At 71.2% G+C, this 12,287-nt stretch carries 11 protein-coding genes; 4 read left to right on the forward strand and 7 right to left on the reverse strand.

Going from position 1 to position 12,287, the window contains the following annotated elements:
* The first annotated feature begins 302 nt into the window (after nt 1-302).
* Nucleotides 303-1,844 carry a PAS domain-containing protein gene (locus tag Manayef4_RS03425; RefSeq protein ID WP_070130580.1) on the forward strand — a complete coding sequence of 514 codons (1,542 nt, stop codon included), beginning with the start codon at nt 303-305 and terminating at the stop codon, nt 1,842-1,844.
* 25 nt (nt 1,845-1,869) lie between these two features.
* Here the strand turns inward: Manayef4_RS03425 and Manayef4_RS03430 are convergent, their stop codons facing one another.
* The 6 genes from Manayef4_RS03430 to Manayef4_RS03455 all read right to left on the reverse strand — a co-directional run bounded on the left by Manayef4_RS03430 (nt 1,870) and on the right by Manayef4_RS03455 (nt 8,864).
* Nucleotides 1,870-3,423, reverse strand: coding sequence for a hypothetical protein (locus Manayef4_RS03430; protein WP_070130581.1), 1,554 nt, complete (start codon nt 3,421-3,423; stop codon nt 1,870-1,872).
* 445 nt (nt 3,424-3,868) lie between these two features.
* Nucleotides 3,869-4,363 carry a hypothetical protein gene (locus tag Manayef4_RS03435; protein ID WP_070130642.1) on the reverse strand — a complete coding sequence of 165 codons (495 nt, stop codon included), beginning with the start codon at nt 4,361-4,363 and terminating at the stop codon, nt 3,869-3,871.
* 101 nt (nt 4,364-4,464) lie between these two features.
* Nucleotides 4,465-5,520, reverse strand: coding sequence for a patatin-like phospholipase family protein (locus Manayef4_RS03440; RefSeq protein WP_011435228.1), 1,056 nt, complete (start codon nt 5,518-5,520; stop codon nt 4,465-4,467).
* Between the two features lie 231 nt (nt 5,521-5,751).
* On the reverse strand, nt 5,752-6,255 hold the full coding sequence (locus Manayef4_RS03445; protein WP_011435227.1) for a transcriptional regulator: 504 nt from the start codon (nt 6,253-6,255) through the stop codon (nt 5,752-5,754).
* A 501-nt stretch (nt 6,256-6,756) separates the two neighbouring features.
* Nucleotides 6,757-8,094, reverse strand: coding sequence for a chromosome partitioning protein (locus Manayef4_RS03450; protein WP_011435226.1), 1,338 nt, complete (start codon nt 8,092-8,094; stop codon nt 6,757-6,759).
* Nucleotides 8,091-8,864 carry an SAF domain-containing protein gene (locus tag Manayef4_RS03455; protein ID WP_011435225.1) on the reverse strand — a complete coding sequence of 258 codons (774 nt, stop codon included), beginning with the start codon at nt 8,862-8,864 and terminating at the stop codon, nt 8,091-8,093. The genes Manayef4_RS03450 and Manayef4_RS03455 overlap by 4 nt, the downstream gene beginning before the upstream one ends.
* 308 nt (nt 8,865-9,172) lie before the next feature.
* Between Manayef4_RS03455 and Manayef4_RS03460 the strand changes: the two genes are divergently transcribed.
* Complete coding sequence (locus Manayef4_RS03460) at nt 9,173-9,409, forward strand: helix-turn-helix domain-containing protein (RefSeq protein ID WP_070130582.1); 237 nt, start codon at nt 9,173-9,175, stop codon at nt 9,407-9,409.
* Nucleotides 9,410-9,429: 20 nt separating this feature from the next.
* Here the strand turns inward: Manayef4_RS03460 and Manayef4_RS03465 are convergent, their stop codons facing one another.
* Nucleotides 9,430-9,999 carry a hypothetical protein gene (locus Manayef4_RS03465; protein ID WP_070130583.1) on the reverse strand — a complete coding sequence of 190 codons (570 nt, stop codon included), beginning with the start codon at nt 9,997-9,999 and terminating at the stop codon, nt 9,430-9,432.
* Nucleotides 10,000-10,157: 158 nt separating this feature from the next.
* Between Manayef4_RS03465 and Manayef4_RS26450 the strand changes: the two genes are divergently transcribed.
* Nucleotides 10,158-11,477, forward strand: a complete 1,320-nt coding sequence (locus Manayef4_RS26450) for a LysM domain-containing protein (RefSeq protein WP_011435222.1) — start codon at nt 10,158-10,160, stop codon at nt 11,475-11,477.
* A 402-nt stretch (nt 11,478-11,879) separates the two neighbouring features.
* Nucleotides 11,880-12,272, forward strand: coding sequence for an Rv3235 family protein (locus Manayef4_RS26530; protein WP_330219003.1), 393 nt, complete (start codon nt 11,880-11,882; stop codon nt 12,270-12,272).
* Nucleotides 12,273-12,287: the final 15 nt, after the last annotated feature.

Consider the following 12,287-nt stretch of genomic DNA (forward strand, 5'->3'; position numbering starts at 1 on the left):
CCGGAAACGCCCGCGCGATTTCTCCCTCGAAACGACGCCGAGGCGATAGCCTTTCGGCGGTCCCTAACCCGAACATCCCTGTAGTCGATATCGCATCGCTGGGTCGACAGGCGGAACCCCCCCACCCCGCCGGTCTCATCCAGCGTCCCACCAACGCCTGCCTCGGGGGTCCCTTCCGTGTCCRGTCAGCCAACAACCAGCGCGGTCGTCAGCCGCTCGCGAGAACCTCATTCGGCCACCAGGGCGGCGTTGCCCCCGACGCATCCCCGGCACGATCCCCCGGGGGGGAAAGGGGCATCACGATGAGTGGCGCCCGGGATCCCCGATCGTCAGACATGTTCGACACGACCGCTTGGAAAATGTTCTGGCGGATTGTCGAAAACTGCCCGGTCGCGGTATTCGCCACCGATACGGCAGGCCGGTATCTCTTTGTGAACCGGCTGTGGTCCGAGTTGACCGGCGTTACCCGCGACGAGGCGGTCGGACGGGGATGGCAACGCATTGTCCATCCCGGCGACGTAGCGAACGTCGGCAGCCGATGGCGGCACCTCGTCACGCACGGCGACGGGTTTTCGATCCAGGTCCGGTTGATCCGACCGGGCGAACCACCCTGCGACGCGGTCATGCAGACGGTGGTGACCTCGGCAGGGGACGGTAGACGACGGATCGTCGGCACCCTCACCGTGCCGTCGGCCAGTGCGTTCGAGAACGCCGCCGGGCCGGTGACGGGTGTGCCGATGAAGGGTGTGCCAGTGTCCTCGCCGCGGGTCCAGGGGCGTCGCTCCCCGATCGGCCCATCGTCCGCGGACCAGCCCGATACCGACGACGTCGCTGTCCGGGAACGAGCCGAACCCGACGTCGCCTCCCGCGAACCGGCGCCTCACGAAGCGGCCGATCTCGAACACCTTGACGACGAGCAGGCCGAACTCGACCGCCTTCACCGTCGCGAGGCGGCTTTCGAACTCGCAGCTCTCGATCCCGACCTCCTCGACGGACACCTGCTCGGTCATGATCTCCTCGGCCTCCAGGCCCTCGCCGCCGATGGGGTGCCCGCGGGCGATCTCGACRGGTTCGGCGTGTTCGACGGACCGGACCCGTTCGACGGACCGGACCCGTTCGACGGACCGGACCCCTGTGATCTGCCGGACCAGTCCGATCGGGGCGATCGGGGCTGGGAATGGTCTGTTCCGCTTCCCCGCCGGCCGGTTCCCGGCGAACCGACGCCAGGCCGGGCGACATCCCGTGAATCCACCGAGGATCGGCCCACGGTCGGGTTTCCCCGCGGGACGCTCCCGCCTGGAGCGGAGTGGCGCGCGGCCGTGGCCCTGCATCGCAGCGAGAACGACGACCTGCGTCCCTTCGGACGCGCCAGGGGCTCGAACCACACCTGTGGCTGCCTGTTCTCCGAGGCCCGACGGATCGAGGAGGCATGCCGGGACCGGGAACGCTGGCTGACGACCCTGCTCGCCGAACTGACGACCGCCGTGCTCATCGCCGACCGGGACGGGCGTGTGGTGGCGGTGAACCAGGTGTACTGCGATCTGTTCGATCTGGYGGACCTGCCCGTCGACCTGGTCGGAACGGACTGCCGGCTGCAGCTGCGTCCCCGGCCCGGGCTGGTGGACGATCCATCCGGATTCGCGACGCGCCTGGACATCCTGCTCCGCCGACGGCGGACGCTACGCCGGGAGACGGTGATGTTCGCCGACGGACGGGTGTTCGAGCGTAGCCACATCCCGCTGACCGCGGCCGACGGCTACCGCGGCCATGTCTGGCTCTACTGCGACGTCACCGACCGCCGGATCCTGGAGGCTGAGATCGAGGGACTCATCTCCGGACTGTGACCGAGCGGGGTGGAGGGCGGTCCGGTCAGTAGACGCCGCCGTAGTGCCGGGCCTGCAGATCCTGGGCCTGGCCGACCCAATCGTCGGAGACGATGCGGTCACCGAAGCCATCCAGCCGGTRAGCGAGCCGCTCGACGTCGGTATCACCCATTTCGGCCAGCTGGCTGAAGGTTGTGATGCCCAACGCCCGCAGCCGGGCCTCGATCACCGGGCCCACGCCGACAATCTCCTTGAGGTTGTCGCCGCCCGACCGCACGGGATCGAGGAGACCGTTCCACCGCGGCGCGGGTTCCAGCACGACCCGGCTACCCGTGCCCGGCTGGCCGCTGGCCCCGTTCGTTCCACCGGTGCTCCTGCCACCGGTGCTCTTCACGCCGCCGCCACTCCCCTGACCACTCGACGGCGGTCCGCCCAGGGCCGGTGGCCRGTTCTTCGTGGCAACGCCGCTCGCCTGGACCGTCGCCCCCGAGACGTTCGGCTCGGGCGACAGGGCCAGGCCGTGCGCGGGCAGCGCGCTCTTCGACGGCCCCGCGTCGTTCGGGGTGACCGCGAGGTTCGACGGGACCACGCCGCCCGCGGCAGCAACCCCGACCGCCTCGGCAGTGGGGGCGGCCTCGGCAGTGGGGGCGGCCTCGGCAGTGGGGGCGGCCTCGGGATGCTCGGCACCGGCTTCCTCGTCGGAGGAGGCCTGGCCCAGAAGCGCCTCGGATTTCGCGATCCGCCCCAGCAGACTGAGCCGTTCGGCCGCCCATTCGGCCTGGTGCCGATCCAGCCGGGTGGTCATGGTGGCCACCTGGCGTTGCGCGTCCTCCGCCTCCGTACGGGCCATGGCCAGCCGGGAGGAGAACTTGGCCGCCCGGCCCTCGGCCTCGACGAGCTGTCTGCGCAGCAGCTCGGCCTCATGGGCGAGCTGCGCAGCCGAGGGGCCGACGGGATCACCGCCCGCCCCCGGAGAGCCCGCCGGCACCGGGCCGGCGGCACCCGAACCGGCGGCACCCGAACCGGCGGCACCCGAACCGGCCGGGAGGGCCTGGGCCGCGCCGGGTGTCACGGCGTACGCCCGGGCCCGCAGCGCCGTTTCGATCTCCTCGACCCGGGCGCCTGCGATCACAGCATGGCGCTCCGCCTCGGCGATTCGCCGTTCGGACTCCGCGGCACGCTGTTCGGCGACAGCGAGCCGGGCAGTTAGATCCGCCTTCTCCAGGGCGACGTCGTCACGCTGCCGGCGCAACCGGGCGATCAGCTCGGCGGCCTGCCCTGTGCCCGTGCCGCGGGCGCCCGAATCGGGGACACCCGTGTCGGCGTCGCCGGTGCCCGCCGGCCCGGCGTTTACCCGGTTCACGTCGTTCGCGGCTGCCGCCCGATCGGCCGACGGGACCGCGCCGGGGCGGGATTCGTCGAGGTCCGGTCCGGTGCCGGCCGGTGTCTCCCCCGATCCCRCCCGATTTCGCGCGGCGTCGGCGTCGGCGTTGCGGGCCTGCCGGCGCAGCGGCGCGATCAGGAAGACCCATGCCAGCGCCGCACCAATGAGCATCGCCACCAGCACGTACGCCAGGATCTGCCCGGCGAGGTACAGCATGGGCTGCCAGCCTCCTTACCGCGGTGGGTCGGTCGAGATCACACCTGCCAGCGGGGGTGACATCTCGGTACGAAGGTTGTGGAAAGTGGAGCCCCCTCGGCGCCATCCAGGTGGTGACCCGGTCGCCGCCGCAAGGCTCCCCAGCATTATTCGCAACGCCCGACATCGGCCGCACCCGGGGAGGTTCAACCGTTGGCCACGTCGATCTCCCTGGGTGGGAAATCACCGTTCACGGACGTCAGACGACGAACAGCACCCCAGGGAGGAGCCTGGAAAGACAACCACGAGGGCCGCCCGTCGGGAACATTTCACGCCAGCTGGTCACCAGTCCAGACAGCATGCCCCAACGAGCCGTCAACGTGCGTGGTCTCCTCCCCCGTGCGGGGGTGACCTCCACCGCGCGGGGGTCACCCCCGCGCACTCAACATCCGCGTCTCCGCCGGGGTCAGAGAAGATCGGGAAGCTCCTGAGGCGCGAACCACAGCAGTTCGAAGCCCTCGACGCTGTCCACGGTGAAGGCGGCGTCATCCCCACCGAGATCGGCCTCGACGATGCACTTCGCCGCCGCCGCGACCGCCGCGACGACCTCCTCGTCGTCTCCGTCGTCGACATGGATGGCCTGCGCGGCCGACCACGGCACCGGGAAGTCCACCTCGACGGCACCCCRCTCAAGATCGTCGCGTACCCGCACCTCGCCGTCCRCGACATCGGCCACGAAGACCACGCGCCGGCGCGGCGCGGACGGGTCGGCGTCCAGCAGTCGCAGGCTCGCCCGGCCGGCGTCGTGCAGCGCCGCGTACTCCAACTCCTCCTCGGACTCCGACTGGGCGTACCACTCACGCGTCGCGGGGGTGACCGCGAATCCGGTGCCTGGGGGGATGCGCGCGGATTCCCAGACCGATCGGGCGACGGCCAGCGTGGACGGGAGATAGATGCGCACCCGCTCAGTGTGCAACCAACCGGGGCGAGCCGGCCACGAGGACCCGGTCAGCCACGAGAACCCAGTCAGCCACGAGAACCCAGTCAGCCACGAGAACCCGGTCAGCCAGCCAGGCCGAGCCCGAGCCGGCCCCCCCTCGCCTCGGCGTCGTCGGTGGCCCCGTCGTCGGTGGCCCCGGCCACGCCGGAACGGGCGGAACGGGCGGCGACATGTAGGGCCTCGCCCGTCGTACGCAGCGCCGTCTCGAACACCTGGGCCCGCCGGGTCAGATCCATCACGTTTCCGCCGATGACCTCGAGGTCCTCCGGACCTGGGCAGAGCACCGTCACCCGGGTGCCCGCCGCCTCCACCATCTCKACCTCCCGCATCAGCCGGCGGGTGGCGGCCCGGCGGACCTGGCGTTCGACCCGGGCCACCGTGCCACGGGGTCGGTCGAGTTGGAACGAGCAGGCCGGGGCGAGCACCAGGATCTCCGCGAGGCCCGCGTCGGCAAGAAGATCGACTGATGCGGGCGATCGGGTTCCGCCGTCGACGAACCGCTGGCCGTCCACCGTGACCGGGGCGTACCAGCCGGGAATGGCACACGACGCCATCACCGCCTCGGACAAGGTCGCCCGAGGCGCATCGGCCACGCCGAACAGCACGCGCTCACCGGTGTCGAAGTTCATGGCCACCACCCGCAGCGCGGGCCTGGTCGGCCATTCGGTCGGATCGAGGCCCTTGCGGTCCATCGCCGCGGTCACCAGATCGCCGACCGCGGAGATCTTCCCACGGCCCTGTGGAAGCATCGCCGCCAGCGTGACCATCGGCGAGGACCGCCGGGGGTGCCGGGCGCTGGCCGTCAGCAGCCTCGGTGAGCCCATGCGCATCCGGGGGCGCGGGGGTAGGGAGGCACCGAGGTCGCGGTAGTCAAGAACGGGATCACCCGCCTCGTAGATCCCCCGCTCGGAATTGGCCATCACGTCGATGCCGATCCCCAGACCGAGCAGGGCCGCGACCACCGAGCCGGCGGACGTGCCGACCACCAGGTCGGCTCCGCTCAGGTCGCGGCCGGTCGCGGTCTCGACCGCCCGCATCGCGCCGATCATCCAGGCGGAGCCGAGCACTCCACCGGCCCCCAGGACCAGACCTCTGCGTGGGGCCCGTTTCCTGGTCATAGTCCACCTCCCGGCGCGGCGACCGGGAAGGGAGACGCATCGCGCTGGGATGCCCGCCGCCCGGCATGCTCGCTGCCATGTGGGCCGCCCGGTCGCACCTGGGCCGGGCCGCCCACGAACGGCGTGCCCGCCGCGTCGGGACGGCCGGGGATGGGCCAGTAGCAGTCCACGGTCCGCGTTGACCGTACCTTGCTGCTCTCGGCGCTCGAAGCGCCCGGGCAGTCCACCGGACTACTCCGGCGGCTCCTCGCTACTCTCTTCGGGGAAACTGGTCTCCAGCACTCCCCAGGTCCGCAGCCGCTCGGCGAACTCCTGGGGGGTCGTGTCGTGGAGCAGGGCGAGCGCACGCACGTCGCCATCCCGGATGGACAGCACGCGGCCGGCGTAGTCGTCCCGTTGGCGCTGGATCTGGGCGACCCACCGACGAACGAGAGCAGAGGAGTCCGGCGGAGCCTCGCTCAGCTTCTCCAGGTTGAGCACCGTACGTGGGCGACGCTCCCGCGGCGGCAGCTGATCCTCGTTGGGCAACAGCGCCGAGACCGGGACTCCGTAGAATCCCGCGAGTTCGGAGAGCTGATGCACGCTGATCATGCGGTCACCGCGCTCATAGGAACCAACGGCAGCGGTCTTCCACCGCCCCCGCGACTTCTGCTCCACTCCCTGCAGCGACAGACCCTGCTGTATCCGAATCGCCCGCAACCGGGCGCCCACGGCCTTCGCGTACTCTCGGCTCACCCGACACACCCCCAGCCGTCTCGAACGAGCATCACGTACCTCTCGTCGCGCCCATAGGAGATCAAGGTACGACTCGTGTGGCGCTGGCGAGGCATGCTCCCACTAACGTAACGTTGCCGAAAGAGACCGCTCACAGATACATATACGATGCTACGTTGCGCGACTTTCTTGTGCGACTTCTCTCGCATCTCAGACTCTATGAATTAAGAAAGTTACTCTATGTAGTAAATCTTATAAGATCGAAAGCTATCAGCAAGATCCCTCTCACGACTTGACCGAAGTCCCTCCACATAGCGATGCCCCTAAATTGCTCGCCGTAACCGCTCCCACTACGCCGGGATGATGGTGCGAATACTTTATGTCACGGTTACGCCAAGGGCGTAACCGTGAGTTGCCGACACCGCGCGAGCGATCAGCCGAACGGCAGCAGGCCCAGCGGCAGGCCCAGCAGGGGATGCGGCTCTGGCTCGTACGTCGGGACGGCCCACCCGCCCACCAAGATCACCGGGCCTGGCGCCGCAGGCTCCCCCGCCGACGGCGGGGAGCCGCCGGGCGGCCAAGCAGCCGGCCAGCCAGCTCCCTGATCGCCAGCCGGGCCGGGGAGGTCGGAGCGATGTCACGCAGGAGCTGTCCGGCCACCTGGGCGGCGTCCAGCCCGGCGAGGTCGTAGGGCACCAGGGCCACCGGCTCGGTCCCGGTGTGGCGCAGAATCGCCCGACTGACCTCGCGGGCCGGGTCCGCGCCCACAACCGAGGCGCGCAGCCGGTTCACCACGACAAGCGGGTCGACGGCGGGGACGGTCTCCCGCAGGTCGGACAGTCCCCGCACGAACCGGACCAGACCGACCGGTTCGGCGGACGCCACCGCCAGCACGACGTCGGCCGCGCCCAGCACGGCTAGCGTCGCTCCGTTACGCCGGGGCGCGGAGGTGTCGAACGACAGTTCCTCGTCCGTCTCCAGGCAGAACCCGCAGTCCACGACGACGAAGGACGCCAGACGCCGGGCCATCGACAGCACGGTCTCAACGGATGCCGGGCGTAGCTCGGGCCACCGCGAGGGGCGGGAGATGCCGGGCAGCACTCGCAGGCCGCCGCCCAGATCCCGGCACAGTACGGCGAGCCGGGGCACGTCCAGCAGCCCCTGGTTGGCCGACCGGGCCGCCGCGGCCAGACCGGGGGCCTCCTCGAGCAGGCCGACGAGCTGCCCGACCGCGCCGCCGTAGGAGTCGGCGTCCACCAGCAGGGTGGAGGTCCCCAGCCCGGCGAGTTCGGCGGCCAGGCACAGCGCGATCGTGGTGCGTCCCGGCGCGCCGGCCGGACCCCATACCGCAATCACCCGGCCCACCCGGCCGTCGCCCGGTTCGATCGGCCCCACACCGTCGGTGACGTCGATGGCCGGGGCGAGCGGCCCGAACCCGACGAGTGGTTCRCTGTACGAACCGGACGCCCAGGTCGCCGGCGCGGCCGCGTTCGTCGCCAGCGCCCGGGATGCCTCGACGACCGCTCCCGCGATGACCTCCGCGGTGGCGTCCGAGGGGATGACCGCGGCCACGCCGAGTTGCCGCAGCCGCCGGTCGCCGTCCTCGTCGCCGGGGGCGGTCAGCCCGACCACCGCGATGCCCGCCATGGCCAGGCGGGTCAGCGCATCCCGGTCGAGCCGGCGCAGGTCCGCGGACAGCAGGGCGGCCCGGGCCGCGCCGGTGGTCGCCGCGGCCAGCAGGTCCGGCAGGTCGACGCAGCGGCGCACCACCGTAACCCCGAGGTCGCGACGATCGAAGGCCGAGACCAGGCCGGCCTCGACCATCGCATCGGTGACAGCGGTGAGGATCGGCAGGCTCACCGGCCGTACCCCGGCACAGTGGTCGGTCCCGTCGAGCCGACCTCACCGCGGGAGTCGCGCTCAAGCTTCACGACGTCGACCCGCTCGCTCTGCGAGGCCGCGACGGCCTGGATGGCGTTGTCCACCGGCACGCGCAGCGTCAGCGAACGGTCCCCGCTGGTCAGCTTCTCGAGGCTGACGAACTCGACGTCGTGCAGGACCAGCGCCTCGGCCCCCGCACCCGCGGGCGCGGCCGGTGTGCTCCGGCCGGCCTGCTGATCGCCCCCGGTAGTGCTCGGCGCTGCGGCGCCGCTCTGGAACACGAAGACGTCCACATGGTCACCCGGTCCGAGGGTCGGCAGCCGCCCGGCCTTCACAATGATCGGCACCAGCCGCGTCGGCTGGGTGTTCTGGCCGGCGAAGTCGGGTCCGCTCACCAGCTCGCCGGTGTCCACCGGCCGCGCCAGGGTGGCGCCGATCAGGTCGTCGAGACGGCTTCCCGGGTAGTAATGACCCGAGGTCCTCTCGTCGAGCCTGGCCGATACCGTGGCGAGATCCCCGGCAACGATGATGTGCCCGGCCGGCAGGTCCACCTTGGCGACCACCCACTGGCGGGTCGCGTCCGCGCTGGCGAACAGCCGCGCCCCGACGACCACCGAGACGAGCACGAGCAACACCCCGACGAGCAGCCGGGAGTCGCGCCACCGTCGGCGGGTCAACCGACGGGCCGGGGGTGATGTCGGTGGCGGGGACGCCTCCGGGCGGGCCGGTGCCGCGGCGAGCTCGGTCACCGGGAGACCTCCCTCTTCTCCTAGCCGGACCATTGGTACATGTTCGCACCTTCCGGTCGCAGAGCGTACGCGGTCGTCGGCCCTGAGCCCAGCCAAACCAGCGAGGAATCGGCTGCGGACCGAACGGGATCCGTCGACATCTGGGCCATGCAGGCGCGGGTGGCGGACCAGTCCAGTACCTGCGAGCACGGGCTTTTGGYGGTATCCGCGTGCACTTATCCACAAGCACACGCATCCGGACGCGATGAGCGGTGGTATCTCTGATACACACATGAGGAGAGACATCCGCCCTCAGAAGGAGGACTTTGATGAACGACCGCTTCCTTCAACTCAGCGATGTGGCGGACATCCTCAACATCTCCTCCAGTCAGACCTACGCGCTTGTCCGCTCGGGCGAGCTCCCCGCCATCAAGATCGGGGGGAGGGGCCAGTGGCGGGTGGAGCGCACCGAGCTGGAGGCGTACATCCAGCGCGCCTATGAACAGACCCGGGCCTTCGTCGCAGCCAATCCGATGRGCCGTAACGAGGCTCCGCCCGAGGACTAGGCACAGTAGGCGCGGCGAGGTCAGTGGATCCGACGAACGTAGGCGATCGCGTCGAGGGGGATGGTCCAGCCGGAGCGGATCTGGCCGCGCCGGGCGAACTCGCCGACGGCGTGTTCGGCCACCTCCAGGAAGTCCGAGCCGACCCGCACCGGCGTCCCGTGCAGGGTCACCCCGTCCACCAGCATGAGCGTRCACGCCGAGCGGTCCCGGACGAGCCCGCGCAGGACGTACCGCAGATCCAGYTTGGCCGCCAGCGGACCCTCATGACCCGGCTGGGCCGAGACCACCGGCAGGTTCTCCACGGCCAGCAGCGACCGCACCGGTACCAGAACCTCCGTCGCGCCGGGCTCGGTGATGAGCAACCAGTCCATCCCGAGGGCCGCCAGGGTGCCGTGCAGGATCTCGGGAGCGCGCTGACCACCCACCACCCGGCAACGTGTCGGGTGTCCGACGACGGGTCGCATCCGATCGATCAACCGCAGGTAGRCAGCCTCCCGTCGGCTGCGGTCCGCGAGCTCGGCGGAGAGCTCGGCGGCCTCGTTCGCCTCCCACTGCAGCTCCAGGTCGGCGAACAGATCCTCCCATCGCATCGATACCCCTTCCCATAAAGGTAGATTTCGCCCACTTCCCCCAGTTGCCCCTCACTCCCTACACAAGCAGGGTTGACAGCGAGATTTCAGGGGTTTACACAAGCAAACATAGGCAAACGAACGAGTTCGACAGCATCCGGCGGACAGGAGCACCCACAATGATCGCGAGGGCGGCTCGACAGACGCTGGCGCGGTTCGCCGGCGCGACCGCGGCCGCAATCACGGCGATCATATTGATCGTTTTCGGCCCCCGGCTGGCCGACCTGCCGGAGAGCGTCGAGGCCGCCCCGGAATGGTTCGCCGCCGCGCCCGAGCAGGCGCTGGCCACGATCATCGGGGGCGTCGCCTGGGTGTGCCTGCTCTGGCTGTGCCTGGGGGTTCTGCTCGGCGCGCTGTCGGCTATCCCCGGCGGAGTCGGCCGGCTCAGCGCGGCGCTGGCCCGCCGGATCGTTCCCCGCACGATCCGGCGGATGCTCGAGATCAGCCTCGGAGTGACACTCGTCACCGGGGTGGCGCCGATCATCGCCGCGGTCCCGGCCTCCGCGGCCACCGGACCTGCGGGGACCGGTGTCAGTGCGGGCGCCACCGCCGCACTGCCCGATCTGGACCGGCCCACCACCGTCGGCCATCCCCCGAACCCGATAGCCGGCTTCCCCGACCTCGATCGCCCCCCGGCCGGCACCTCCGCCGGTCACGCCCCCGCGACACCCCCCGTCTCCTCCACCGGCCCCGTCTCCTCCACCGGCCCCGTCTCCCCTGCCGGCCCCGTCTCCCCTGCCGGCTCCACGTCCTCTCCCGAACCCGGTGCCGGTGCCGTCCCGGCGACCAGCCCCACCCCAACGATCTCGGTTCCCGGTCTCGGTGAGGCGATCCCCGTCGTGGACCTGCACGAGACCACCTCGGCGGCCGGCTCGCCAACGCCGCCCCCAGCCCCGGTTTCCGCCGCCGGCGGAAACCCGGTGCACACCGCCCCTGACCCCGGCGCCCTCACTCGGCTCACCACGGCTCGCACGACCACAGCCGGCTGGCCGGACCTGGACCGACCCGCCACCACCTCCCCGAGCAGYCCGGCCGCGCCCGGCGCGGCCATCACTCCGACACCGTTCAACCCGACATCGTTCAACCCGACATCGTCCGGACCGACATCGTCCAACCCGACATCGTCCGGACCGGCGGCYCCGATCGCATCGGTACCGGCCCGGGATCCGATCGTGCCGCCGGCCCCTCGTGGAACGGGCAGGCCCATGAGCCTCCCGGGTACCGACCGGACCTCTCCCGGCGTCGAGGCGGCGGAAATCGTCGTCCTCCGCGGCGACAGTCTCTGGTCCATCGCGGCCCGTCATCTCGGCCCGAACGCGACGCAGGAGCAGATCGCGGCCGAGTGGCCACGGTGGTGGGCCGCCAACTCCGACCTGATCGGCCACGACCCGAATCTGATCTTCCCCGGCCAACGCCTGAAACCACCCCCCGGGCCCTGACCCCGCCCACCACTTCCGGAGCCTGCCGTGACCGCCACCTACGCCCTGACCCTGCCCCGGCGTCCAGTTCCGGCCCCCGGAATGCGCCGCCTTCCCATCACCCCCCACGAACCGCCCTATGACGACGAGGCCGGCTCCTCGTCGGCCGGCGCCCCGACCGGCTCGTCGACAAGGCCGCCCCGACCCCGGGTGCGGCCGGCCGGACGCACCACCGCCGATCGTCCAGGCCGGCCCGTGACCGCCCCGGGAGGCGGCGGACGCCGCCGTGGCGGCCCGTCGGGACCCGGCGGGCCGCCACGCGGCCGTGGCGGTGCGGACGGCCAGACCGAGCCCGGTGGCACGACGGTCGATCGGACTCCTCGGCACCTCGCCATGCCCGAGCGCACGGTCACGGGCACAGGCATGGGATCAGCGGCGTCACACGCGGTGCCGGGTCTCGATCCGGTAGCCGGTCCGCGGCCGGGACACCCCGCCGGGAGCCGGACGAACCCACCGCCCCGGGAAACGGCGGTGGTCATCGTCAGAGCGATCGTCGAGACGCTCGGCGGGGTGCGCCCGGCCTCGCATCTCGCCGGATGGACGACGCCCCGCCTGCAGAACGATCTCGAACGCATYGTCGCCCAGACCACGGATCGCAGGCGGGGTCAGGTCCGCAGCGTACGGGTCAGCGAACCGCGCCCCGGAGTCGCCGAGGTCTCGGCGGTCATCAGCCGAGGTGCCCGGGTGGCCGCACTCGCGCTGCGCATGGAGTCGTCCAGCGGACGCTGGCGGGTGACGACCCTGCAGGTGGGTTAGTGCGGCCACCGGTCC

The organism is Frankia sp. CgMI4, from assembly GCF_001756285.1.
In the GTDB taxonomy this organism is placed as follows: Bacteria; Actinomycetota; Actinomycetes; order Frankiales; family Frankiaceae; genus Frankia; species Frankia casuarinae.